This window comes from Pseudomonas sp. JZ114 (assembly GCF_051027705.1).
GTDB classification, from domain to species: domain Bacteria; phylum Pseudomonadota; class Gammaproteobacteria; order Pseudomonadales; family Pseudomonadaceae; genus Chryseomonas; species Chryseomonas luteola.
The window spans coordinates 3,042,969-3,066,289 of record NZ_CP069256.1 but is presented as its reverse complement, the minus strand read 5'-3'; the positions used below and the strand labels follow the sequence as shown (position 1 = coordinate 3,066,289).

Annotated in this window: 23 protein-coding genes, 1 tRNA gene and 1 other RNA gene; 11 read left to right on the top strand and 14 right to left on the bottom strand. The window is 54.6% G+C overall.

Translation table 11 applies throughout. From position 1 onward, the window contains the following. Positions 1–54: 54 nt before the first annotated feature. The 6 genes from rlmF to JQR90_RS14440 all read right to left on the bottom strand — a co-directional run bounded on the left by rlmF (position 55) and on the right by JQR90_RS14440 (position 6,729). Entirely contained in the window at positions 55–1,044 is a 990-nt protein-coding gene (gene rlmF, locus JQR90_RS14465; RefSeq protein ID WP_010795348.1) for a 23S rRNA (adenine(1618)-N(6))-methyltransferase RlmF, read from the bottom strand. Positions 1,045–1,060: 16 nt separating this feature from the next. Next, the gene (locus JQR90_RS14460; protein WP_434140077.1) at positions 1,061–1,357 is read right to left on the bottom strand and encodes a winged helix-turn-helix domain-containing protein; all 297 of its coding nucleotides are present in this window, start codon (positions 1,355–1,357) and stop codon (positions 1,061–1,063) included. Between the two features lie 74 nt (positions 1,358–1,431). Beyond that, a complete protein-coding gene (locus JQR90_RS14455) occupies positions 1,432–4,263 on the bottom strand; it encodes a valine--tRNA ligase (RefSeq protein ID WP_073449445.1) in 2,832 nt (943 codons plus the stop codon). A gap of 94 nt (positions 4,264–4,357) precedes the next feature. Then, positions 4,358–4,726 (bottom strand): hypothetical protein, encoded by a 369-nt coding sequence (locus JQR90_RS14450; protein ID WP_010795345.1) that lies wholly within the window; start codon positions 4,724–4,726, stop codon positions 4,358–4,360. A gap of 5 nt (positions 4,727–4,731) precedes the next feature. Then, the gene (locus JQR90_RS14445) at positions 4,732–5,160 is read right to left on the bottom strand and encodes a DNA polymerase III subunit chi (protein ID WP_434140076.1); all 429 of its coding nucleotides are present in this window, start codon (positions 5,158–5,160) and stop codon (positions 4,732–4,734) included. Between the two features lie 69 nt (positions 5,161–5,229). After that, a complete protein-coding gene (locus tag JQR90_RS14440; protein ID WP_010795343.1) occupies positions 5,230–6,729 on the bottom strand; it encodes a leucyl aminopeptidase in 1,500 nt (499 codons plus the stop codon). Between the two features lie 156 nt (positions 6,730–6,885). Here JQR90_RS14440 and lptF point away from each other — a divergent pair, with 156 nt between their 5' ends. Together lptF and lptG are read left to right on the top strand one after the other, a co-directional pair. After that, positions 6,886–7,998 carry an LPS export ABC transporter permease LptF gene (lptF, locus tag JQR90_RS14435; RefSeq protein WP_010795342.1) on the top strand — a complete coding sequence of 371 codons (1,113 nt, stop codon included), beginning with the start codon at positions 6,886–6,888 and terminating at the stop codon, positions 7,996–7,998. After that, positions 7,991–9,052 carry an LPS export ABC transporter permease LptG gene (lptG, locus tag JQR90_RS14430; protein ID WP_010795341.1) on the top strand — a complete coding sequence of 354 codons (1,062 nt, stop codon included), beginning with the start codon at positions 7,991–7,993 and terminating at the stop codon, positions 9,050–9,052. The genes lptF and lptG overlap by 8 nt, the downstream gene beginning before the upstream one ends. Positions 9,053–9,102: 50 nt before the next feature. Here the strand turns inward: lptG and JQR90_RS14425 are convergent, their stop codons facing one another. The 4 genes from JQR90_RS14425 to JQR90_RS14410 form a co-directional block, all read right to left on the bottom strand. Further along, the gene (locus JQR90_RS14425) at positions 9,103–9,582 is read right to left on the bottom strand and encodes an RDD family protein (RefSeq protein WP_010795340.1); all 480 of its coding nucleotides are present in this window, start codon (positions 9,580–9,582) and stop codon (positions 9,103–9,105) included. Between the two features lie 79 nt (positions 9,583–9,661). Beyond that, positions 9,662–10,582: a bestrophin family protein gene (locus tag JQR90_RS14420; protein WP_010795339.1), complete on the bottom strand. Its 921-nt coding sequence runs from the start codon at positions 10,580–10,582 to the stop codon at positions 9,662–9,664. 56 nt (positions 10,583–10,638) lie between these two features. Next, complete coding sequence (locus JQR90_RS14415) at positions 10,639–10,881, bottom strand: hypothetical protein (protein ID WP_010795338.1); 243 nt, start codon at positions 10,879–10,881, stop codon at positions 10,639–10,641. A gap of 767 nt (positions 10,882–11,648) precedes the next feature. After that, positions 11,649–11,735, bottom strand: a tRNA-Leu gene (locus tag JQR90_RS14410). Positions 11,736–11,838: 103 nt separating this feature from the next. On the opposite strand from JQR90_RS14410, the gene queA reads away from it, so the two are divergent. From queA to JQR90_RS14380, 6 genes are all read left to right on the top strand, one after another. Next, positions 11,839–12,882 carry a tRNA preQ1(34) S-adenosylmethionine ribosyltransferase-isomerase QueA gene (gene queA / locus JQR90_RS14405; protein ID WP_010795336.1) on the top strand — a complete coding sequence of 348 codons (1,044 nt, stop codon included), beginning with the start codon at positions 11,839–11,841 and terminating at the stop codon, positions 12,880–12,882. Between the two features lie 10 nt (positions 12,883–12,892). Beyond that, on the top strand, positions 12,893–14,011 hold the full coding sequence (gene tgt / locus JQR90_RS14400; RefSeq protein ID WP_037030442.1) for a tRNA guanosine(34) transglycosylase Tgt: 1,119 nt from the start codon (positions 12,893–12,895) through the stop codon (positions 14,009–14,011). 30 nt (positions 14,012–14,041) lie between these two features. Next, the gene (gene yajC / locus JQR90_RS14395; RefSeq protein WP_010795334.1) at positions 14,042–14,380 is read left to right on the top strand and encodes a preprotein translocase subunit YajC; all 339 of its coding nucleotides are present in this window, start codon (positions 14,042–14,044) and stop codon (positions 14,378–14,380) included. A gap of 63 nt (positions 14,381–14,443) precedes the next feature. Next, complete coding sequence (gene secD, locus JQR90_RS14390) at positions 14,444–16,312, top strand: protein translocase subunit SecD (RefSeq protein WP_010795333.1); 1,869 nt, start codon at positions 14,444–14,446, stop codon at positions 16,310–16,312. A 9-nt stretch (positions 16,313–16,321) separates the two neighbouring features. After that, positions 16,322–17,230, top strand: a complete 909-nt coding sequence (gene secF, locus JQR90_RS14385; RefSeq protein ID WP_010795332.1) for a protein translocase subunit SecF — start codon at positions 16,322–16,324, stop codon at positions 17,228–17,230. A gap of 55 nt (positions 17,231–17,285) precedes the next feature. Further along, positions 17,286–17,831 carry a glycine zipper 2TM domain-containing protein gene (locus JQR90_RS14380; protein ID WP_010795331.1) on the top strand — a complete coding sequence of 182 codons (546 nt, stop codon included), beginning with the start codon at positions 17,286–17,288 and terminating at the stop codon, positions 17,829–17,831. A gap of 51 nt (positions 17,832–17,882) precedes the next feature. Here JQR90_RS14380 and JQR90_RS14375 read toward each other — a convergent pair whose 3' ends face one another. The 4 genes from JQR90_RS14375 to JQR90_RS14360 are packed head-to-tail and all read right to left on the bottom strand — an operon-like array spanning position 17,883 to position 21,195. Beyond that, complete coding sequence (locus JQR90_RS14375; protein ID WP_010795330.1) at positions 17,883–18,455, bottom strand: BON domain-containing protein; 573 nt, start codon at positions 18,453–18,455, stop codon at positions 17,883–17,885. Then, complete coding sequence (locus JQR90_RS14370; protein ID WP_010795329.1) at positions 18,452–19,045, bottom strand: phosphoheptose isomerase; 594 nt, start codon at positions 19,043–19,045, stop codon at positions 18,452–18,454. Before JQR90_RS14370 ends, JQR90_RS14375 begins: the two co-directional genes overlap by 4 nt. A gap of 27 nt (positions 19,046–19,072) precedes the next feature. Further along, complete coding sequence (locus tag JQR90_RS14365; RefSeq protein WP_010795328.1) at positions 19,073–19,444, bottom strand: YraN family protein; 372 nt, start codon at positions 19,442–19,444, stop codon at positions 19,073–19,075. After that, positions 19,441–21,195 carry a penicillin-binding protein activator gene (locus JQR90_RS14360; protein WP_010795327.1) on the bottom strand — a complete coding sequence of 585 codons (1,755 nt, stop codon included), beginning with the start codon at positions 21,193–21,195 and terminating at the stop codon, positions 19,441–19,443. Before JQR90_RS14360 ends, JQR90_RS14365 begins: the two co-directional genes overlap by 4 nt. A gap of 122 nt (positions 21,196–21,317) precedes the next feature. Between JQR90_RS14360 and rsmI the strand changes: the two genes are divergently transcribed. The 3 genes from rsmI (at position 21,318) to mraZ (ending at position 23,320) form a co-directional block, all read left to right on the top strand. After that, complete coding sequence (rsmI, locus tag JQR90_RS14355; RefSeq protein WP_010795326.1) at positions 21,318–22,166, top strand: 16S rRNA (cytidine(1402)-2'-O)-methyltransferase; 849 nt, start codon at positions 21,318–21,320, stop codon at positions 22,164–22,166. Positions 22,167–22,217: 51 nt separating this feature from the next. Beyond that, positions 22,218–22,575, top strand: an RNA gene (gene rnpB, locus JQR90_RS14350) — RNase P RNA component class A. 289 nt (positions 22,576–22,864) lie between these two features. Then, the gene (mraZ, locus tag JQR90_RS14345; RefSeq protein ID WP_010795325.1) at positions 22,865–23,320 is read left to right on the top strand and encodes a division/cell wall cluster transcriptional repressor MraZ; all 456 of its coding nucleotides are present in this window, start codon (positions 22,865–22,867) and stop codon (positions 23,318–23,320) included. Position 23,321: the final 1 nt, after the last annotated feature.

Sequence of the window (23,321 nt, the reverse complement as noted above, 5' to 3'; positions counted from 1 at the left end):
ATTGCCGCGAAAATCAGATGTGGCCTGATAGTGTACCGCACCCGTGCGACGGGCTTAATCGGCATTCTTGATCCAGCGTGTGCGGCGCCATTGGTCTTGAGCATCCGGTGAAAGAAAAGTCCAGGCCACCAGCCGGCTGCGTTTCTGACCTTGGGACATGTCGATCGTACGGATATCTACCGCATGGACCTGCTTTAGAGCAGCCACCAGACTGTCGACATTAGAAACCTTGGACACCAGAGTACTAAACCAGAACACCTGCGGACCATAGCAGGCACTGTCTTCTGCCAAGGTGCGTACAAAGCGGGCTTCACCGCCCTTGCACCATAGCTCAGCGCCCTGACCCCCGAAGTTGAGTACGGGCAATTTGCGCTTCGGGTCCAGTTTGCCAAGGTTTTTCCACTTGCGCTGACTGCCGCTGCGCGCTTCTTCCAGAGAGGTGTGAAAGGGCGGATTGCAGAGGGTTATATCGAAACGATCATCTGGGGCGATGATGTTTCGAAACGTGCGGTTCTGCTCGGTCTGCTGCCGTAACGATATGGCCTTGGTCAGCTGATTGCCTTGCAGGATGGTCTTGGCGGAGGCCAGCGCCGTTGCGTCGATATCGGCCCCAACGAAATGCCAGCCGTACTCGTGATGGCCAATCAGCGGATAGATGCAGTTGGCGCCAACCCCTATATCCAGCGCCTTGATCATAGCGCCACGAGGAACAATACCCTCATTACGTTCAGTCAGCAGGTCTGCCAAGGAATGAACATAATCTGCGCGGCCTGGAATAGGGGGGCATAAATAGCCTTCCGGGATGTCCCAGTGGGCAATTCCATAATATTGCCGGAGCAGGGCGCGATTGAAGACTTTGACAGCGGCAGGATTGGCAAAGTCGATGCTTTGCTTGCCGTAGGGGTTGATGATGACGAAGGGCGCCAGTTCAGGGCAGGCCTTGATCATCTTGGCAAAATCATAGCGCCCCTGGTGACGGTTGCGGGGATGCAGAACCCCTTTATTCAGGTTGGGGGCAGCGGGGCGCTTGGGTGGCTGAGTCATGAAAAGGCTCGAACGATTAGGGGTAGCCCAGCAGGGCTTTTATGGTGGGGAGGTTGGAGCGGATCCAGCGCTTATCGATAGCGCCCCAATCACGGATGACATAATGTCCTGCATGGTTGCGAGCGCCTTCGGTCTGCTCAAATGCACAGTCGATATCCAGATGGCTCAACGCCGAAAGGGTGTCCTGTGCAGTACGTCTGGGCATGCCTGTCGCTTCCATCAGGGCCGGTACACTCGTTGCGACTCCAGAGTCGACCAGCCAGGCGACGTACAGGCGGCGGTAGAAGCTTGTCTTGGTTTTGCTTACGTCCATTGTCCAATCCTTGAGCATCCATCGATAACAAATCAAAAGGCCCGCCTAAGCGGGCCTATGGTGGCATTCAACCGTTACAGGCTGGCGATTCGTCCACGCTGTTCGGCCAGCTTGGCGAGCGCCTGCTCGGCTTCGGCCAGCTTGGCGCGTTCTTTGGCAATCACCTCGGCTGGCGCCTTGTCCACGAAGCCGGCGTTGTTCAGCTTGCCTCCTACGCGCTTTACCTCGCCTTCCAGACGCTGGATTTCCTTATCCAGACGACCCAGTTCAGCAGCCTTGTCGATCAGACCTGCCATCGGTACCAACACCTCCATCTCGCCAACAAGCGCTGTAGCAGAAAGCGGTGCCTCTTCATCGGCAGCCAGAATGCGGATCGACTCGAACTTGGCCAGCTTCTTGAGTAGGGGCTCGTTTTCGCTCATGCGTCGCTGATCTTCAGCGCTGGCATGCTTGAGCAGAATGTCGATGCGCTTAGCCATGGAGATGTTCATCTCACCACGAATCTGACGCACTCCTAGCATCAGCGCCTTGATCCACTCGATATCACCCTCAGCCGCGCTATCGATACGGGCCTCATTGGCAATGGGCCAAGTCTGCAGCATGAGGGTTTCGCCCTGTTGGCCGGCCAGCGGTGCGATGCGATGCCAGATTTCTTCCGTGATGAAAGGCATGAACGGGTGCGCCAGACGCAGTGCAACCTCCAGCACACGTACCAAGGTACGGCGTGTGCCGCGCTGACGTTCGATAGAGGCGTTTTCATCCCACAATACCGGCTTCACTAGCTCCAGATACCAGGCGCAGTATTCATCCCAGATGAATTCATAGAGTGCCTGAGTAGCCAGGTCGAAGCGGAACTGTTCCAGCTGGCGAGTCACTTCAGCTTCTGTACGCTGCAGTTGAGAGATGATCCAGCGATCCACAGAAGACAATTCGACCGGTTCGTCATTGACGCCACAGTCCTTGCCTTCGGTGTTTTCCAGCACGAAGTTGGCCGCATTCCAGATCTTGTTGCAGAAATTGCGGAAGCCCTCGACACGGCCCATATCGAATTTGATATCGCGGCCGGTGGAGGCCAGGGAGCAGAATGTGAAACGCAGGGCATCAGTACCGTAGCTGGCAATGCCTTCCGGGAATTCAGCACGGGTCTGCTTGGCAATCTTTTCCGCCAGCTTGGGCTGCATCATGCCGCTGGTGCGCTTCTGCAGCAGGCTCTCCAGATCAATGCCATCGACGATATCCAGCGGGTCAAGCACGTTGCCCTTGGATTTGGACATCTTCTGGCCCTGACCGTCGCGTACAAGACCGTGAACGTAGACGGTTTTGAACGGAATCTGCCCAGTCAGGTGAGTAGACAGCATGATCATCCGGGCGACCCAGAAGAAGATGATGTCAAAGCCGGTTACCAGAACGTCGGTGGGGTGGAACGTCTTTAAAAATTCGGTCTGTTCCGGCCAGCCGAGGGTAGAGAATGTCCACAGACCCGAGCTGAACCAGGTGTCGAGTACGTCGTCGTCCTGGCGCAGCGCGATCTCGCCCAAATTGTGCTTGCTGCGGACTTCCGCTTCATCGCGACCAACATAGACGTTGCCAGCCTCGTCATACCACGCCGGAATACGGTGGCCCCACCAGAGCTGACGGCTGATGCACCAATCCTGAATATCACGCATCCAGGAAAAGTACATGTTCTCGTACTGTTTGGGTACGAACTGAATAGAGCCGTTTTCCACAACCTCAATGGCTTTTTCAGCCAGAGGCTTGGTGGAGACGTACCATTGATCGGTCAGCCAAGGCTCAATAACAGTGCCGGAGCGATCGCCCTTGGGTACTTTCAGCGCATGGTCTTCAATTTTCTCTAGAAGACCGGCAGAGTCAAAGGCCGCTACGATCTGCTTGCGGGCTTCGAAACGATCCAGGCCCGCGTATGCGGACGGAATCCCTGCGTCGACTTCAGTGTTTACGCTGCCATCCAGGTTGAATACTTGTGCGGTGGCGAGTACCGCTGCGTTTTTATCGAAAATATTGATCAGGGGCAGGTTATGGCGCTTGCCGACCTCATAGTCATTGAAGTCGTGAGCAGGGGTGATTTTGACGCAACCTGTGCCAAATTCTGGATCACAATAATCGTCGCCCACGATCGGGATGCGACGGCCTACCAGCGGCAGCTCGATGAATTTGCCGATCAGTGCCTTGTAGCGCTCATCTTCAGGATGTACCGCTACGGCGGAGTCGCCCAACATGGTTTCCGGGCGGGTCGTGGCAACGATCAGGTAATCCTTGCCCTCTGCCGTCTTGGCACCATCAGCCAGGGGATAGCGCAGGTTCCACAATGAGCCTTTCTCATCATGGTTCTCGACTTCCAGATCGGAGATAGCCGTATGCAGCTTGGTATCCCAGTTGACCAAGCGCTTGCCGCGATAAATCAGGCCGTCCTCGTGCAGACGGACAAAGGCTTCCTTGACTGCTTCAGACAGACCGTCATCCATGGTGAAGCGTTCGCGTGACCAGTCTACGGAAGAGCCCAGGCGACGAATCTGGCGAGTGATGTTGCCGCCAGACTCGTTTTTCCATTCCCAGACTTTCTCTAGAAACTTCTCGCGACCCAGATCATGACGGCTGACGCCCTGCGCACTCAATTGGCGCTCCACCACCATCTGGGTGGCAATGCCTGCGTGGTCCGTACCGGGCTGCCACAGGGTATTGCGGCCCTGCATGCGGCGGAAGCGGATCAGGGCGTCCATGATGGCATTGTTAAAGCCATGGCCCATGTGCAGGCTGCCGGTGACGTTGGGCGGCGGAATCATAATGGTATAGGGCTCGCCGGAGCCCTGAGGCGCGAAGTATCCCTTGGATTCCCAGGTCTGGTACCAAGAGGTTTCGATGTCGTGTGGCTGGTAAGTCTTGTCCATGTACGTTGGCAAAGGCGTCTGAAGAGGGAAAGCCTTTGAGTATAACGGGGATAACGGTCAGGTGCGATTGATCGCAACACTGACCGTCTTGTAATCAGACCTGCTCGCGCTGCCTGATCAGTTCATCGAGGCGGGCATCCAGGCGTTTTTGCAGTTCGGCTTCAACTTTAGGTGCGAATTCGGCAATGACCTCCTGGAGTATGAGGCGCGCTTCCTGGCGAAGTAGCTCCTCCAGGGATTCCTCATCCTGTCGAGAAACGCGCTCCGGCTCGATCTGATCAAGCAGCGGAGGAATAGCGCTTAGCCGTTCAATAGAGGGTACGACTACATCGGACAGTACAGGAATACCATCCTGGTCCAGCCGGTCGGTAAGCATGGGAAGGTCGTGTTTATCCAGTAGCTGGCGGATCGATTCCAGATCATTCATGAGATGTGCCGGGCGAGGCGGGAGGTCTTTGTCCATGATTGTCAGACTCGCGGCAGACGATGGTCTTGTAAAGCATAGCCGCGCTCTCGGTAAAAGCGGAAATTCTCACGAGCCGCTTTGCGTATTGAAGCCTCTTCGATGACCAGTTCGGCAATTCTGCTGAAGCCGGCAAAAAAAGCAGGAATACGAGTATCCAGGTTGATCAACAGTTCGCCGGTTCGCTCCTGTTGGGTGTCAATACCCAGCAGGACTGGGCTATCCGGCTTGTCCTCGGCAAAATCGTGAGGCAGGAAGCTGTCGGGACGGAAGTCCCAAAACCGTTCGTCCAGCTGACTGCGTTGGGCTTCGTCAGCGCAATGGATATACGTCTGCATCTGCTGTCTCCACGCTTTTTCGGCGAGGCGGCATGCAAACGTCAGTCGAGCGTCAGGGTCGTCGCTGGGAAGAACATAGAAGTCGACACGGGTCATGTCTGGCTCCGGAGTATGGCTGGCAGCAGCGGCGCGATAGGGAAGCGAACCCTATCGCGCTGCACCGATTCAGCCTTGGCTGCGGTCTAGCAGATACTGCATAAGCAATGGGACGGGGCGGCCGGTAGAGGCCTTGTCCTTGCCACCACTGATCCAGGCGGTGCCAGCGATATCCAGGTGAGCCCATTTGTAGTTCTTGGCAAAGCGCGACAGGAAGCACGCTGCCGTAATGGTGCCTGCTTTAGGGCCACCAATGTTTGCGATATCAGCGAAGGGACTGTCGAGTTGCTCTTGATACTCATCATGCAGAGGCAACTGCCATACGCGGTCATCAGCCGCATCGCCGGCGGCTTTGATCTGCTGGATCAGGTTGTCATCGTTACCTAGCAGGCCAGAGACAACCGACCCCAGGGCTGTGACGCAGGCGCCGGTCAGTGTAGCGATATCGATCACGGACTGGGGCTTGAAGCGCTCGGCATAGGTTAATGTATCGCACAGCACCAGACGGCCTTCAGCGTCTGTATTGAGGATTTCCACCGTCTGACCGCTCATGGTTGTGACGATGTCGCCAGGGCGGGTCGCCGTTCCACTAGGCATGTTTTCGGCGCAAGCCAACAGGCCTACCAGGTTGATTGGGAGCTTGAGCTCGAGCGCGGCACGGAATGTACCCAGTACGCTGGCAGCACCACACATGTCGTATTTCATCTCATCCATGCCCTGGCTGGGCTTGATGCTGATGCCGCCGGTATCGAACGTAATGCCTTTGCCGACCAGAACATGGGGGGCTGTGTCTTTTGCAGCACCCTTGTATTGAAGCACTACCAGGCGGGGCGGTTGCTCGCTGCCTTGTGCCACGGCGAGAAACGAACCCATGCCCAGCTCGCGCATCTTCTTTTCGTCCAGTACATCGACTTTGAGGCCGGTTTCCTTGTACTGCTTGCCAAGTGCTTTGGCTTCGTCCTCAATGTAGGCGGGGTTACAGATGTTTGGCGGCAGGTTGCCAAAATCCTTGGCATAGGCAACGCCTGCAGCAATGGCCTGGGCGTGGGCAAGGCCTCGCTCCATATCAACTTGAGCGGCCTTGCTGCCTGCCAGAATGATTTTCTTCAGAGCACGAGGCTCGGCTTTCTTGCTCTTGAAACGATCGAAAACATACAGGCCATCCGCCAGCGTTTCAGCCAGCAGGCGAGCCTTCGCATAGCTGTCACGCTGCTTGACGTTTACATCGCCGAGGAAGAAGGCGGCATCAGTACCGCCCAAACCTTTGAGTACGCCTAATGCTGCGCTGACCACTTTGCGATATGCGCGATCGCCCAGGCCTTCTTCAGTATTTCCAGTGCCCACCAGCAAAACGCGCTCGGCTTTCAAACCGGTAAGGCCGGTCAGCAGCAGCGTCTGCCCCGGTTTGCCTGCCAGATCACCGCGCTTGACTGCAGCGCTCAGGGCGCCACCGGTAGCGGTATCGATCGCGGCCGCCGAGGCGTCCATATAACCATGTTCACCAACAGCAAGAACCAGTGTGGCTGTTTTCAGTGTTTCCGGACTTGCACTTTTAACGAGAAATTCCATTACGAGAAGCTCCCCAAGACAAACGAGTAGGTTTGCAGGATAATGCCAGCTATTTTCGCCGGGGCCGCCCTGCGGGCTGCCTTGCGCGGGTCGGTTTAGCAACGGCGGCTAGTTTGAGCGTACGCGCCTGAGCCTGACAACCCTGGAGAGCCTTGTTTGATCGTCTTTCGTTATCTAGCACGTGAAGTTCTCACCACCATGGGCGCGGTAAGCGCCGTTTTGCTGGTGATCATCATGAGTGGTCGCTTCATTAAATATCTGGCTCAAGCTGCGCAGGGTATCCTGGATCCTGGCGCCTTGATGATGATCATGGGATACCGGATTCCCGGTTTCCTAGAGCTGATTCTGCCGCTTGGTCTATTTTTGGGGATTCTGCTCTCCTATGGCCGTCTGTACCTGGAAAGTGAGATGACGGTCCTTTCCGCTACCGGAATGAGTCAGCAACGCCTCCTGGCCTATACGATGGCACCGGCAACACTCATTGCGCTTGTTGTTGCCTGGTTGAGTCTGTCGCTGACCCCTATGGGCGTTCAGCGTGTGGGTGAGATCCTGAATCAGCAGGATGCGCTGACCGAGTTCGACACCCTGGCGCCCGGTCGCTTCCAGTCGCTGCGTGATGGCTCGCGGGTGACCTATACCGAAGCGCTCAGCAATGATCGTACCCAGCTCTCGGGCGTCTTTATTTCTGAAAAGAATGAAGCCAAGGCCGGGTCTGATCGGGGCATTGGTGTGCTGATCGCCGATAAGGGCCACCAGGAAATCCATTCCGATGGCAGTCGTTACCTGATTCTGGAAAATGGTTTCCGGTATGACGGTACCCCAGGCCAGGCGGACTATCGTGCGGTTCAATACGATACCTACGGAGTGTTGCTTCCTAAACCTGAAGTCAGTACGGATGTAGGTGCACGCGAAGCGATTCCGACACGTGCCCTGATGTCCAGTGATGACATCCGTCAGAAGGCCGAGCTGCAGTGGCGTCTTTCCATTCCGGTGCTGGTTTTCATCGTGACGCTGATTGCCGTGCCGTTATCGCGTGTCAATCCACGTCAGGGACGCTTCCTTAAACTACTGCCCGCCATCCTGCTTTATATGGCCTACCTTTCCCTGCTGATTGCCGCCCGTGGCTCGCTCGATAAGGGCAAGCTTCCGCCTGCCATCGGTCTTTGGCCGGTTCATCTGTTGTTTCTTGCGTTAGGTTTGCTGCTGGCCTTCTGGGAGCCGTTGCGCCTGTCCATGCGCCGCCGTGCTACGGAGAGAGGTCATGAGTAAACTCGATCGTTATATAGGTCGCTCGGTTCTAGTCAGTATTCTGGCTGTTCTTGGCGTTATTCTTGGATTGGCCTTGCTGTTTGCCTATATCGATCAGCTAGGGGATTTCGATGATAACTACGGCGCCCTGCAGGCGCTTACGTATGTACTGTTGACTGGCCCGCGGCGGGCTTATGAGCTCCTGCCCATGGCAGCGCTGATAGGCTGTCTGATTGGCCTGGGCTCGCTGGCCAGTAGCAGCGAGCTGATCATCATGCGAGCCGCTGGTGTCTCGCTGGCTCGAATTGTCTGGGCTGTCATGAAGCCTATGCTGCTGATCATGCTTGCAGGCGTGCTTATTGGTGAATATGTCGCTCCCTGGTCGGAAAACATTGCTCAGAGCAACCGTGCAATGGCGCAGGGCGGCGGTGATGCCCAGAGTTCCAAGCATGGCCTGTGGCATCGTCAGGGACGTGAGTACGTTCATATCAATGCGGTGCAGCCCAACGGTGTTCTGTTTGGTATTACACGTTATCAGTTTGATGAGCAGCGCCATTTGCTGTCGGCAAGTTTTGCCAAGCGTGCCGAGTACCGAGGCGACCATTGGGAGCTGCAAACGATCTCCACGACCCACTTCCGTGATCGTCACACCGAGGTCATAACAGCTCCAACAGAAAATTGGGACATCGAACTGACACCACAAATACTCGACACCGTTGTGATGGAGCCCGATGCTTTGTCCATTTCTGGTTTGTGGTGGTACATCCATTACCTGGCGGATCAGGGGCTTAATAATGCCTCTTACTGGCTGGCGTTCTGGGGCAAGGTATTCCAGCCGCTGGTGACAGCAGCACTTGTATTAATGGCCATTTCATTCATCTTCGGCCCGCTGCGCTCGGTAACATTGGGTCAGCGTATTTTTACCGGTGTGGTAGTAGGATTCGTATTCCGTATTGCTCAGGACCTGTTGGGGCCCTCCAGTCTGGTATTTGGATTCTCACCCATATTGGCGGTCCTGGTGCCTGCAGGAGTCTGTGCATTGGCAGGCATATGGTTATTGCGTAAAGCGGGCTGATGTCCTCACGAAAAAGGCTGAACATTCATCTGTTCGGCCTTTTTTGTGTCCTACTCCAAGATATGTATGGTTTGGCTCTTGGAAGCCAGATCAGACCAGCTTCGCCTGCGTGTATCGACGAGTATCCATAAAAGGCCTACCCCTAGGCAGAGATACGAGAAAAGAGCGGCGGCGAAGCGCAGGGCGGCTTGAGGCAGACTAATCCTTGTGCCGTCGGTATTTTGTATTCGGATCTTCCAGGCCTGCATGCCGAGCGTTTGGCCGTTATGTATCCAGTAGCCCGCAAAGTAAGCAAAGCTGACCAATACAATCAGGATGCTCAATATAGGGTCGCCTATCAGCTCCCCTTGTTCGGCCATTGCCTTGAGGCGGGAACCTCCCATCCAGGCCGCCAACCCGCCGAAATAACCCAATATAGCCACCATTACCAAGGCAACAAGCAGAATGCTGTCATAGAGGCTTGCAGCTAGTCGCCTGGCAAGACCGGCGGGTGGGTATTTTCTGGTAGGCAGGGATAGGGTTCGTGGCATGAGGCGTTGCTGTTCGTAATAAGCGTTCTACTGCAACACCTTGTAGTTAGCATGGCAAGCCTGTCTTTCCTCGAAAGGCTTACAGCAATAAACCGTCCTGAGGGTGTAGAGGGGGCGGGAGGTCTCGTTCATCCAGCAGTTCAAGCAGGGAGATTTCCAGACCTCTGCACATGGCATTGAGTGGCAGGTCGTTTGGCATCTTATCGAAAGGGTCCGCTATCTGATCTCCCAGGGCATCCAGTCCAAAAAAGGTATACGCCAGTACGCAAACAGCAAGTGGAGTAAACCAGCCAATGCTATCCACCAGGCAGAACGGTAGTAGAAAACAGTAAATGTGTACGGTGCGATGCAGCATCAGAATATAGGGATAGGGGATAGGTGTATTTCTGATGCGTTCACAGCCTCCCAGCACATAGGAGAGGCGACTGATCTGTTGATCTACAGAGCTAAGAAGAATTTCGCTGGAGTTGTGTTGCCGCATCAACTGACTGATGTTCTGTCCAATAAGACCCAGTATCACATTAGGCCGATTGGCGGCTGCCAGCGCCCGGGCGCAGTCGTTCTGTGTCAGAAGGCGCTTCAGGTCGGGCGTTGGGTCATCGTTTCTCAAGTGGTCGCGAAGCGCATGGCTGAATGCGGTCAGTTGAAGGGCTATGGAGCGTCGCTCTTCAACAGTCATTCCAGGAAAAAAACTCAACGTTTGCCGCACTAGGTTGCGAGAGACGATGAGCAGTTCTCCCCACAGGTTCCGCGCTTCCCAAAAGCGCTGGTAGGCCACGCTATTACGAAAGCCCAAGAATATCGCCAGCGTCAGTCCCCAAAGTGTAAAAGGCGTAGCTGTCAAAATAACCTTGTAGTGGTAGAGGGTGCCATGCGTGGCTACGACAAAGGAGCTTAGCAGCACCGTGTAGAGCACTCGCTTCCAGATGGCGGGAATAATGGAGCCTTTCAGAGAAAACAGCAGCGCCCATAGCGATGGGGTCTGAGGGCGTACGATCATGCTAACCCTTATGCTCAAATACCAAACGGTGGGAAGTGGGCGTCAGCCGAGTGCCGCTAGCATTCGGAAATATCACCATAAAGACGCAGGGTTCGTTCCTGAATTTCTTCTTTTATCTCATCGGCGACAGCCTTGAGCAGAACGGCATGATGAAGCTGGGTGGCGTGTAGATCCCTCTCGACAATGATGCCGTGGGGTGTCGTGACAATGACTCTGGCGAAATTCTCATCTCTTTCCAGGCATTCCACCTTGCCTTCGCAAGCGAGTTGACTGACTAATGCGGCCAGCAGGTTCTTCATATCCATATCCCCTCAGATGTATCAGAATGACATGACTTCCGGTCCCTGAGTTCTCGCCGTTTGGCGGAAGAGGCTTGGAGGAGTGTGCCTGGCGTTCATGCACTATTAAAAAGCCTCGTGCAAGACGAGGCTTTAAGACAAAGCGTCAACTGGCTTTTAATCACCATTGGAAAGCGGGCCTGTAATACGTCGGCGCAGGCTTGTGATAATGGGCACGATGACGTGGCGGCGGAGCGTAATAGTGTCTTGCGTGGAGCCTATGGTAGTGCAGCCTTTGAAGCTGACGGTAAGTAATAGGGGCTTTGTAATTCTCATGGTGAGGCGGCGGCCCATAAATCCGCTCACGCTCAAAAGCCGCGGCTTCACCTGCACTGATAAGGCAGCCGATGAGTAAGGTTACCTTCAATATTCGACCTGGCATACGTACCTCCTTCAGCAAGAGCTTTTGCCTCGCTGCTATAAAGCACCGTACGGCTGTCGCGTGACGTCAAGGCAGGTAAAGGTTGGGTAAAGCGGTGAGGCAGGAAGACCGCTCAAGCCTGCGTTAAACGGTGCAGAACGATGCATAGAGAGATCGGGGGGATGAATCTTTCGCGTTGGCTTGTAATGATCTACTCCAAGGCACGCCTGAGGCGCTTTATACCAAGGAAGTAGTTATTACTTGGGAGAGCCAGAAGAGGGCAGGATAGAGAGACACAAAAAAACCGGCTCTAAGGCCGGTTCTTCTGATGTTTCGGGACTTGGTGGGAAGTCCTGAAAACTTTGTATGGTGCCTCGGGAGAGACTCGAACTCTCACTCTGTCGCCAGAAACGGATTTTGAATCCGCCGCGTCTACCGATTCCGCCACCGAGGCAATGGCGGCGCAGTATAGGGATGAGATTGTTTCGAGTCAACGCTTTAAATGGTCTTATTTCATCTCTTCCGGTAAGCTGTGCGACCTTTCGAGATGAGCCTGCATGCAAGTTTCCGATTTTTATTTTGAACTACCTGAATCGCTCATAGCACGTCATCCGCTATCCGAGCGCCGCGCAAGCCGGCTGCTGGTGCTGGACGGACCTTCTGGAGCGATCAATCATCAGCAGTTTTCCGACCTGCTGGACTATCTGCGTCCAGAGGATCTCATGATCTTCAACGATACGCGGGTTATTCCTGCGCGATTGTTTGGGCAAAAAGCCAGTGGCGGAAAGCTTGAAATACTTGTCGAGCGTGTCCTGGATGAATTCAGGGTCTTGGCTCATGTGCGTTCCAGCAAGTCTCCCAAGCCGGGTGCAGTCATCCATATCGAGGGTGGCGGTGAGGCGGAAATGCTGGCGCGACATGATGCGCTGTTCGAGCTGCGCTTTGCAGAGCCTGTGCTAGGGCTTCTGGAGCGGATAGGGCACATGCCGCTGCCGCCCTACATTGATCGCCCGGATGAAGAAGAGGACCGGGAGCGTTATCAGACTGTTTATGCTCGCAATGCAGGGGCTGTGGCTGCGCCGACGGCAGGGCTTCATTTTGACGAAGCCATGCTGCAAGCCATTCGCGAAAAGGGTATCGAAACCGAATTCGTGACGTTGCATGTGGGGGCCGGTACGTTCCAGCCCGTTCGGGTCGATCGCATCGAAGATCATCATATGCATCGAGAGTGGTTGCAGGTCAGTCAGGCGGTCGTCGATGCCGTCGAGCGCTGCAAGGGCCGTGGCGGGCGCGTCATTGCAGTGGGCACGACCAGTGTCCGCTCCTTGGAAAGCGCTGCACGTGACGGTCAACTCAAGGCTTTTAGTGGCGATACGGATATCTTCCTCTATCCTGGCAAACCTTTTCACGTTGTCGATGCGCTGGTGACCAACTTTCACTTGCCCGAGTCGACGTTGCTGATGCTGGTTTCGGCTTTTGCAGGTTATCCCGAGACAATGGCTGCCTACGCCGCTGCCGTTGAGCAAAACTACCGTTTCTTTAGTTATGGTGATGCCATGTTCATTACCCGTAACCCAAACGCCAAAGGGCCAGAGTCCTGAAATGAGTTTCATGAAGTTTGAGTTGCTGGCGACCGAAGGCCGGGCCCGTCGAGGCCGACTGAGCTTTCCTCGCGGCGTAGTCGAAACCCCTGCGTTCATGCCGGTTGGCACATACGGCACCGTCAAAGGCATGTTGCCACGGGACATTGAGGCAATTGGGGCACATATCATCCTGGGGAATACATTCCACCTGTGGCTGAGGCCTGGGGTCGAAGTCATTGGTCGTCACGGTGATCTGCATGACTTCATGCAATGGAAGGGCCCTATCCTTACGGATTCTGGCGGCTTTCAGGTATTCAGCCTGGGGGCGCTGCGCAAGATCAAGGAAGAGGGCGTGTACTTTGCGTCGCCAGTCGATGGTGCCAAGGTCTTCATGGGGCCGGAAGAGTCCATGGCCGTTCAGCGAGCGCTGGGATCGGACATCGTCATGATCTTTGATGAGTGCACGCCGTATCCTGCCGACTTCGATACAGCCAAGCGCTCCATGGAGCTGTCGCTGCGCTGGGCCAAGCGTTCACGTATTGCCCATGGTGATAGCCCTTCGGCGTTATTTGGCATTGTCCAGGGCGGAATGCATGAGGAGCTACGTCTGCGTTCGCTGGAGGGGCTGGAAAACATCGGTTTCGATGGTTACGCCATCGGCGGGCTTTCAGTGGGAGAGCCGAAGGAAGAAATGATCAGGGTTCTGGACTTTCTTCCGCCGCATCTGCCTGCTGACAAACCTCGTTACCTCATGGGTGTTGGAAAGCCGGAAGATCTGGTCGAAGGTGTGCGGCGTGGCGTCGACATGTTTGATTGTGTAATGCCTACACGTAACGCACGTAATGGGCACTTATTCATTGATACCGGCGTTCTCAAGATTCGTAATGCTGTCCACCGGCATGACGATTCACCCTTGGATCCGACCTGCGACTGCTATACCTGCCGCAACTTTTCCCGTGCTTATCTGCATCACTTGGATAAATGCGGCGAAATGCTAGGCAGCATGCTGAATACAATCCATAACCTGCGTCACTATCAACGGCTGATGTCTGGTTTACGTGATGCTATTCAACAGGGTAAATTGGCCGACTTCGTCGATTCCTTCTATGCGCGCCGCGGCTTGCCTACCCCGCCGTTGGCAGATTGATTTCCAGACTTTGCAACAGGAGTTATTGCAATGAGCTTTCTGATCCCCGCTGCCTATGCCCAGGAGACTGCTCCGGCGGCTGCCGCACCAGGTGGTGAATATATTCAATTCATTTTCCTGATCGGTTTCGTGGTCATTTTTTACTTTCTGATCTGGCGTCCACAGGCCAAGCGTGCCAAGGAGCACAAGAACCTGCTGGGCAATCTACAGAAGGGTGACGAAGTGGTAACGTCCGGTGGTATCGCTGGACGTGTAGTAAAGGTGACGGATGATTTCGTGGTTATCGAAGTATCCGATACTGTCGAACTCAAGTTCCAGAAAGGTGCGATTGCCGCTACGTTGCCCAAGGGCACGTTGAAAGCAATCTAATCCTACCTCTAGGTATATGCACGGGGCGCGCAAGGCGCCTCGTTTCTTAATCCGGGCGGTGTCATGCTCAATAAATATCCCTTATGGAAATACCTGCTGATCCTGGCAGTGCTGGTGGTCGGCTTCATTTATTCCGCGCCCAATCTCTACCCCGATGATCCTGCTATTCAAATCAGCAGCTCAAGCACGGAACTGACGGTGAGTCAGGCGGAATTGGATAACATTACCAAGGCGCTGGCCGACGCCAATATCAGCGTAAAGGCTGTCGATCTTGCCAGTGACGGTAAGCGCGGGCTCATTCGGTTGAGTAAGGCAGATGATCAATTGCCGGCTCAGGACGTAGTGCGCAAGACCTTGGGTGATGACTATGTTGTTGCGCTTAACTTAGCCCCGACTACGCCCGAATGGCTGCGCAAGCTTGGCGCAAGTCCAATGAAGTTGGGTCTTGACCTGTCGGGTGGTGTGCATTTCCTGCTATCCGTTGACATGGATAAGGCTGTCGATGCGCGTATGAAAGTGTACGACAGCGAAGTGAAGACACTGCTTCGTCGCGAGAGAGTCCGCTACCGCAGTCTTCCCCAGCAGGGCAATGTCATTCAGCTAGGCTTTGCTGATGCGCAAGCGCTAGAACAAGCGTCCGATCTGATCCGAAAGAATTACAACGACTTCGTTCTGACAAATGAAGCGCGTGACAATCTTCAGGTGCTACGCCTTGAACTGTCTCAGGCGAAGCTGACGGAGATTCGTGAATATTCCATCAAACAGAACCTTACTACTGTTCGTAACCGTGTGAACGAGCTGGGTGTGGCCGAGCCGCTTGTTCAGCGTCAAGGCGCCAACCGTATTGTAGTAGAGTTGCCTGGCGTACAGGACACTGCAGAAGCGAAGCGTATTCTCGGCAAGACGGCGAACCTGGAGTTCCGTCTGGCAGCAACGCAAGACACTCCGCGCAGTGCTACAGAAAGCTTTGAGTTCCGTGATGCCGGTCGTCAATCCGTTCCGCTGGAACGCAGTGTAATCATTACGGGTGATCAGGTTACAGACGCTTCTGCAAGCTTTGATGAAAATGGTCGCCCGCAAGTGAACATCAAACTGGATGGTCACGGTGGTGATCTGATGAGTCGTGCTACGCGTGGGAACATTGGACGCAGCATGGCCGTTGTGTTCATTGAGCAGAAGCCGGTGACTCGCTACGAGCGTCAGACCGTTAATGGTGTTGAAAAGGATGTCGCCGTACCAAGCTTCCAGGAAGATCGCCGTATTATCAGTCTGGCTACCATCCAGTCAGCGCTGGGCAACAGTTTCCGTATTACAGGGCTGAATGGTTCTGGTGAAGCCTCCGAGCTTGCGCTGCTGTTGCGTGCTGGTGGTCTTGCCGCGCCCATGTATTTCGCTGAGGAGCGAACGCTGGGTCCAAGCCTTGGTGCAGATAATATTGCCAAGGGCCTTGATGCTGCGCTCTGGGGAATGGCTTTTGTCTCCCTGTTTATTATCGTGATCTACCGCGTCTTTGGTGTGATCGCGACAGTGGCGTTGGGCTTCAACATGGTTCTTTTGATCGGGTTGATGTCTGTCCTTAATGCAACGCTTACGCTGCCAGGTATTGCCGGTATCGTTCTGACAATGGGTATGGCGGTTGATGCCAACGTATTGATCTTCTCGCGTATCCGTGAAGAACTGGCGAATGGTATGCACGTACAGCGAGCCATTCATGAAGGTTTCAGCAGGGCGTTCAGTGCGATTGTCGATGCCAACCTGACTACGCTTCTCGTCGGCGCGATCCTGTTTGCAATGGGCACCGGCCCGGTCAAGGGCTTCGCTGTCACAATGTCGCTCGGTATTTTCACCTCCATGTTCACAGCCATCATGGTGACTCGCGCAATGGTCAACCTGAGCTTTGGCGGCCGTAACATCAAGAAGCTGTGGATTTGAGGAGCTGCGATGAAACGAACCATTAATTTCATGGGCGTACGCAATGTTGCGTTCGCCCTGACACTGGTGCTTACATTGATTGCCATTGGTAGCCTGGCTATCAAGGGACTCAATTTCGGCCTGGATTTCACAGGCGGAACCCTGATTGAGCTGCGTTATGAGAAAGCAGCGGATTTGGGAAGCATTCGTACTCAACTGGAGCGTTCGGGCTTCAAGGATGCTGTTGTTCAGAGCTTTGGTGCGACTACCGATGTGCTGGTACGTATGCCTGGCGATGATGCGCAGCTAGGTCAGAAGGTTGCGGCTGCGCTGCAGCAGGCCAGTAACGATAATCCGGCTTCTGTTACGCGTGTCGAGTTCGTAGGTCCCCAGGTAGGGGAAGAGCTGCGGGACCAGGGTGGACTCGGAATGCTTCTGGCGCTGGGCGGGGTATTGCTTTACGTCGGCTTTCGTTTCCAATGGAAGTTTGCGTTGGGCGCGATCCTGTCTCTCGTGCACGACGTTATTGTTACGCTTGGTGTGCTGTCGTTCTTCCAGGTTACGTTCGATTTGACCGTTCTGGCTGCAGTACTGGCTATCATTGGCTATTCATTGAACGACACCATCGTGGTGTTTGACCGGGTACGTGAAAACTTCCGTGTTTTACGCAAAGCAAGCCTGATCGATAACATCAACATCTCTACTACGCAGACACTTCTCAGAACCTTGGCGACATCCATTTCCACGTTGTTGGCAATTACAGCATTGCTGGTTTTTGGAGGCGATAACCTCTTTGGTTTCTCGGTTGCCTTGTTTATTGGTGTGCTCGCAGGGACTTATTCTTCAATCTATATCGCAAACGTTGTGTTGATCTGGCTGAATTTGAACTCGGAAGACCTGATACCACCAGCAGCAAAGGAACTTGATGACAGGCCTTGATGTCCGAGGCTTGGAATAAGGTGGATGCCTTGTTGGTAAATCAGGAGAGATTGACGTGAATAAATCGATGCTCGTTGGAACGGTATTGGGCGCAGTTCTGGTTACGGCTGGAGGTGCTGTTGCCTATGGTGTTTCAGATCGAGGTCCAAAGTTCGCTGAGGTCGTAGCCGTCCAACCGGTCAAGGAAACGATCAAAACGCCCCGTGAAGTCTGTAAGGATGTAGCGGTTACACATCGCAGGCCTGTACAGGATCAGCATCAGATTGCCGGAACTGCCATCGGTGCTGTAGTCGGTGGTCTGCTGGGTAATCAGGTCGGTGGGGGTAATGGCAAGAAGCTTGCTACTGTCGCCGGGGCTGTGGGTGGAGGTTACGTAGGTAACAAAACCCAGGAGCACATGCAGAACTCCGATACCTATACCACTACGCAAAAGCGCTGCAGCACGGTTACAGACGCGAGCGAAAAAGTGGTGGCTTACGACGTCAAGTATCTGCTGGATGGTAAAGTAGGGCAGGTCCGCATGGATCGTGATCCCGGTAAGCAGATCCCCGTACAGGGTGGTCAGCTGGTATTGGCCGAGCAGACTGCTTCCGTACAGTAAGAAAAGTGACCACAAAGAACCCGCCATATGGCGGGTTTTTTTATGCTCGAATCAGTCGATGTACTCGAAGAGTTTCACGATCCTTTGAACACCAGAGACGCTCTGAGCAACGTTTGTGGCCAGATTGGCTTCTTGATGCGTCACCAGGCCAAGCATGTAAACAATGCCGTTTTCCGTGACTATCTTGATGCGAGAGGCAGGCACACTGTTATCAGTAAGCATCTTGCTTTTGATCTTGGTGGTAATCCAGGTGTCGTTGTTACGAGCTAGCAAAGATGAGGGCTCAAGTACCTGAAGTTCGTTATGAACCAGCTTTACACGTTGTACATTGCGCGCAACCTGCTCGGCCTGTGCCTTGAGTTCTGGACGCGGAGTCTGGCCGGCCAGTAGAACTACTCCGTTATAGCTGACAACGACAATGTGCGACTTATCCAGGTCAGGGTTGGCCTTGGATATATTCACTTTTGCCTTGGTCTCGATCAGTGAATCATCAATCTTACTACCGATGGTCCGCGTGCCGCGGTTGTCCGCGATGGGGTCGTCACGGGTTGCGCTTAGAAAGCCGCTGCAGCCGCTGAGTACGACGGTGAGGGCGAGGCAGGACAGTGCCAAGCATTTTTTCATTCTTCACTCCCGAACAGTTGCTGATCTATCTGGTCGCACAGGCAGTGGATGACTAGCAGATGCACTTCCTGAATGCGTGCTGTTACTTTGGCTGGGACGCGAATCTCGATATCTTCTGGCAGAAGCAGCGAGGCCATGCCGCCCCCGTCTCGCCCGGTAAGCGCTACAACCGTCATCTCGCGGTCATGAGCGGCTTGTATGGCCTGGATTATATTGGCTGAGTTTCCGCTGGTGGAAATGGCAAGCAGTACATCGCCAGGCTGGCCCAACGCCCGAATTTGCTTTGAGAAGACTTCGTTGTAGCTATAGTCGTTCGCAATTGAGGTCAGGGTCGAGCTGTCGGTTGTCAAGGCGAGGGCGGGCAGGCTTGGGCGCTCACGCTCAAAACGATTGAGAAGCTCTGATGAAAAATGCTGGGCATCTCCTGCGGAGCCACCGTTTCCGCAGGACAGGATTTTTCCTTCATTCAATAGTGCATTGACCATTACCTGGCTGGCATGCTCGATGTGAGGAACAAGCACATCCATGGCCTGACGCTTGGTCTCAATGCTGTCCAGGAAGAGTTTGGTAATGCGGGCTTGCGTGTCCATCGGGTTTGCTTGACCTTGTAAAACTACTCAGGAATCGAATGCGTTCTTTATCCATTCGAGATGCGAAGAGGTACTGCCGACAGCAGGGCTGAGCGCAACAACATCAAAGCGGCAAGGGGATTTAGCCCAACGAGACTCGCTTTGAAGAAAAAGCTGTGCGGTTGCAATCAGACGTTGACGCTTTCTGGCGTCAATGCTTTCAACGGCTCCGCCCCAGGCAATATGACGCCTGGAGCGTACTTCCACAAATACTACTGTATCCCTGTCGAGCATGACCAGATCAAGCTCGCCGCTACGCCGCGACCAGTTGCGGACTACAAGTTTGAGCCCTTGTTTCTGCAGGTAGGCAAGCGCTTGATCTTCGGCGGCCTGCCCACTTTCTCGCGTCGTGGTTTTCACAGCGTACCGGATTGTGAAACGGGCTGAACCTGCCCATTGACGAACTGGGCCCAAGGTAGTCTGCGCACCACGCGCTGCGTTGGGCTTAGCGTCAGGTCACCTGACAGGCCATTTATTTGCGTATTGGGGAGCGCCTTGAGCTGTGGCAGACGAGTAGAAAGCAAGTAGGCATCTGCTCCCATGGCATATAGGCGACCCAGGCTGCTGGACGCTTGGGGCCACTGGGTGACGACCTTGCGGCGAACAGGATCGTTGGTATTAAGCAGCCACGGTGTTTCGCAGAACTGAATTCCGTTCAGGTCCTGATCCTGAGCAGGGTTGCTGCTGCCGGAATACAGGTGTGAAGTGGCGTAGACGGGTATATCTCCAGCATATTGATACGCCAGCGTAGGCTTGATCTGGCGAGCCTGTTGGGGTGTTGCTGCAAGGAAGATAAAGTCGATGCTTTGCCCGCCCTGACGGTTTTGCAGCAGACGCGTAATCTGGCGTGCCAGCTCTACCGGCTGATCGATTCGCTCGGCTCCAAGCAGCATGCCGCCTTTTGCCCGCCACTCCTGGTCAAAGGCTGCCAGTACACGGTCGCCCCAATCGCCGCGTGGAACCATCGCTACCGCAGTGTGCTTGCCTTCTTCTGCTGCGCGGTCGGCCGCTTCGCGTGCCTCATCCTCTGCCGCCAGACCGAACTGATAGAGCTGCTTTGGACCTACGCCTTGACTGTCGCTGTAGTTGAGCGCAAGAGTAGGCAAAGGTAGCTGTTGATGATCGCTGAGTTGCTTGACCAGGCTTTTCTCTAACGGACCAACCACCAGCTGGGCGCCGTCGGCTTTGGCCTGACGATAAAAGTCGTCAATGGAGCGGACCTGTGTGCTGTCGTAAAAGGATACGGCAGGAGGTGTCTGGCCGTTTTGCTGACTCTCGTAAAGCGAAGCCATGAAGCCGTCCTGTAAGGCGCGGGATACATTGGCAAGTTGTCCCTGTTGCGGTAGCAGCAAGGCGATATGTGTCAGCGGCTGCTGCTCCAGGTTGCGCAGCTTTTCAAGCGCTTGCGGAAGATGCGAGGCGGCTGGATGATTTGGATTCTGCTTGCGCCAGTCATCAATGGCGGCGAGCTGATCATCCAGTGAGCCGTTTGAATGAGTGATAGCGGCCAGTGCCAGCCAGCCATTAAGCTCATTGTTGCCTGCCACAGGTTGGAGTTGGTCGGCAGGAAGAGCCGAAATCAGACTCCAGATGGCTTCGTGGTTGGCGCTGGCCTGATCACTTTTGAGAAGCGGGGCAATGAAAATGCGCTCCTTGGCTGCCGCCAGGGTCTGGTTGTCTGCCTGCAGGGCGCGTGCCTTTACCATGGATACACTGATCTGCTGCTCGACAGGCAGCTCGCTCAGGTGTTCGAAGCCAGGCTGTTGGAGTGCTTTCAGAGCCTCCTTTGGCTGATTTTCCGCTAAAGCAATTTCGCCTCTCAGGGTGCCGGCGTATACCTGCGGTATAGGCTTCAATTGCTGCAGTTGAATGCTGCCCAGTATCTGCTTGGCCTGCGTGAAGTTTTGCTGCTTGTAGGCAATCTCGGCAGCGGAGAGGCGCAGCATGTTGGCCTTCTCTGATGTATCACTACCTGCCTGCTCAAGCAATTGCTGTATGTTGGCCTGGGGGATACGAGGCAGCTCACCCAATGTGTTGGAAGGCGAGCTTGCACAGGCGGCAAGTAGGCTAATAAGTGGAACGCTAACTAGCGTACGCAGGCGAACAGTCATGGCGTAATTCCTGGCGCAAAACAATTAATTGGCTGGATTGTAGCGAGTGCTGGTGAGCGGCGCGAATAGCGATGCCTCGAAACGCGTACAATGGAGGCCTTTATTGATACAAGAGTTTCATTATGAGCACTCCCGGCACGCTTTATATCGTCGCGACCCCCATAGGTAATCTGGAGGACATCAGTGCTCGGGCGCTTCGCATTCTGAAAGAAGTGTCGTTGATTGCCGCTGAAGATACGCGCCATTCTTCGCGCTTGTTGCAGCATTTCGGGATCAATACCCCTCTGGCCGCTTGCCATGATCATAATGAGCGCGAGCAGGGTGGGCGATTCATCAACCGTTTGCTCGAAGGGGGAAGTGTTGCTCTGGTCTCCGATGCAGGAACACCCCTGATTTCCGATCCGGGTTTCCATCTGGTGCGACAGGCGCGTGCTGCGCAAATCCCTGTTGTGCCGGTTCCGGGAGCCAGTGCTGTCATCGCGGCACTATCAGCGGCCGGGCTCCCATCTGACCGATTTATTTTCGAGGGCTTTCTGCCTGCAAAGGCCACGGCGCGACGAAGCCGCCTGGATGCCTTGAAGCAGGAAGAACGGACCTTGATTTTCTACGAGGCGCCCCATCGGTTGCTGGAAAGTGTTGAAGATCTTGCTGCAATCATGGGAGGCGAGCGCGTTGCTGTATTAGCCCGTGAACTGACCAAGACGTTTGAAACCATCAAGGACGCACCGCTTGGTGAGCTGGTCGACTGGATCCGATCCGATTCCAATCAGCAGCGGGGTGAGTGCGTTTTATTGATCTCGGGTTATGAGTCGCCTGAAAAGGATTCCCTGACGCCCGAGGCGGTGCGAATTTTAAATATATTGCTCGCTGAAATGCCTCTCAAACGCGCGGCTGCGTTGGCCGCTGAAATCACAGGAGAGCGTAAGAACATGCTGTACCAATTTGCTTTGGAGCAACAGAACAAGCATTAGGAAAAGATCAAGGTTGTTATACGCCTGGCATCTAGGTACCCTTGCGCCCGGAGAGTCGATCGGACAGTCGCTGCTCCCGCTGCGCAAGCAGCAGGAGGGGAGGAAAGTCCGGGCTCCATAGGGCAAGGTGCCAGGTAACGCCTGGGAGGCGTGAGCCTACGGAAAGTGCCACAGAAAATAACCGCCTAAGCGCGCAAGCGCCGGTAAGGGTGAAAAGGTGCGGTAAGAGCGCACCGCACGGCTGGCAACAGTTCGTGGCTAGGTAAACCCCACCTGGAGCAAGACCAAATAGGAATCCATAGGCGTGGCCCGCGCTGGATTCGGGTAGGTTGCTTGAGGCAGTCAGTGATGGCTGTCCTAGAGGAATGACTGTTCTCGACAGAACCCGGCTTACAGATCGACTCTCCACTCACTCTCCCTTCTCCTGCTTCACATCCTTACTGATAACCCTATCTGAGAAATTACTTTAACTAGTCGAGGCAATTAGTTGAGTTAATTTCCGTTTGTCGGAAAAGTATGTTCGTCACCGTTTCGCTAAAAGCCCCATAATTTCTGTAACTCCTTAGTCTGCAAGCCTTTTTGTGCCATGGCCTCGCCTTGACGGTGGGGGGAGCGCGTCAATATAGTGTGCCTGGTGGTACGAAGTGGTTAAAAGTGGGATTTAATGGTAGGGAAAGCCAGCCAAAGGAAGAAGCAACTTGTTCCGTGGAGCGAATGCCATCAGCCTTGACGCCAAGGGGCGCCTTACGATGCCGAGCCGGTATCGTGATGAGCTTCTAGAGCGCTGTGCCGGCCAGCTCATCGTAACGATTGATGCCATTGATACTTGCCTTTGCGTTTATCCCCTTCCCGAATGGGAAATCATCGAAAGCAAACTCCGTGAACTTCCGTCTTTAAGAGAAGAAACACGTCGTTTGCAGCGTTTGCTAATCGGTAATGCGGTAGACCTTGAGCTGGATGGGAACGGGCGTTTTTTAGTGCCGCCCCGCTTGAGGGATTATGCTCGTCTGGATAAGCGCGCTGTACTGGTAGGGCAGCTGAACAAGTTTCAGCTGTGGGATGAGGATGCCTGGAATGGTCTGTGTGAAAGCGACCTCAAGGCAATCAAGGAACCCGGCGGTTTGCCGGAAGAACTGCGCGATTTAATCCTGTGAA

Coding starts and splice junctions, on each gene's coding strand:
- JQR90_RS14415 (WP_010795338.1), bottom strand. CDS start 10,881: ATGAAGAACCTGCTGGCCGCATTAGTCAGTCAACTCGCTTGCGAAGGC.
- JQR90_RS14375 (WP_010795330.1), bottom strand. CDS start 18,455: ATGAAAAAATGCTTGGCACTGTCCTGCCTCGCCCTCACCGTCGTACTC.
- JQR90_RS14425 (WP_010795340.1), bottom strand. CDS start 9,582: ATGCCACGAACCCTATCCCTGCCTACCAGAAAATACCCACCCGCCGGT.
- JQR90_RS14360 (WP_010795327.1), bottom strand. CDS start 21,195: ATGACTGTTCGCCTGCGTACGCTAGTTAGCGTTCCACTTATTAGCCTA.
- JQR90_RS14445 (WP_434140076.1), bottom strand. CDS start 5,160: ATGACCCGTGTCGACTTCTATGTTCTTCCCAGCGACGACCCTGACGCT.
- JQR90_RS14460 (WP_434140077.1), bottom strand. CDS start 1,357: ATGGACGTAAGCAAAACCAAGACAAGCTTCTACCGCCGCCTGTACGTC.
- JQR90_RS14455 (WP_073449445.1), bottom strand. CDS start 4,263: ATGGACAAGACTTACCAGCCACACGACATCGAAACCTCTTGGTACCAG.
- lptG (WP_010795341.1), top strand. CDS start 7,991: ATGAGTAAACTCGATCGTTATATAGGTCGCTCGGTTCTAGTCAGTATT.
- queA (WP_010795336.1), top strand. CDS start 11,839: ATGCAAGTTTCCGATTTTTATTTTGAACTACCTGAATCGCTCATAGCA.
- secF (WP_010795332.1), top strand. CDS start 16,322: ATGAAACGAACCATTAATTTCATGGGCGTACGCAATGTTGCGTTCGCC.
- tgt (WP_037030442.1), top strand. CDS start 12,893: ATGAAGTTTGAGTTGCTGGCGACCGAAGGCCGGGCCCGTCGAGGCCGA.
- JQR90_RS14420 (WP_010795339.1), bottom strand. CDS start 10,582: ATGATCGTACGCCCTCAGACCCCATCGCTATGGGCGCTGCTGTTTTCT.
- rsmI (WP_010795326.1), top strand. CDS start 21,318: ATGAGCACTCCCGGCACGCTTTATATCGTCGCGACCCCCATAGGTAAT.
- yajC (WP_010795334.1), top strand. CDS start 14,042: ATGAGCTTTCTGATCCCCGCTGCCTATGCCCAGGAGACTGCTCCGGCG.
- rlmF (WP_010795348.1), bottom strand. CDS start 1,044: ATGACTCAGCCACCCAAGCGCCCCGCTGCCCCCAACCTGAATAAAGGG.
- secD (WP_010795333.1), top strand. CDS start 14,444: ATGCTCAATAAATATCCCTTATGGAAATACCTGCTGATCCTGGCAGTG.
- JQR90_RS14440 (WP_010795343.1), bottom strand. CDS start 6,729: ATGGAATTTCTCGTTAAAAGTGCAAGTCCGGAAACACTGAAAACAGCC.
- JQR90_RS14370 (WP_010795329.1), bottom strand. CDS start 19,045: ATGGACACGCAAGCCCGCATTACCAAACTCTTCCTGGACAGCATTGAG.
- JQR90_RS14450 (WP_010795345.1), bottom strand. CDS start 4,726: ATGGACAAAGACCTCCCGCCTCGCCCGGCACATCTCATGAATGATCTG.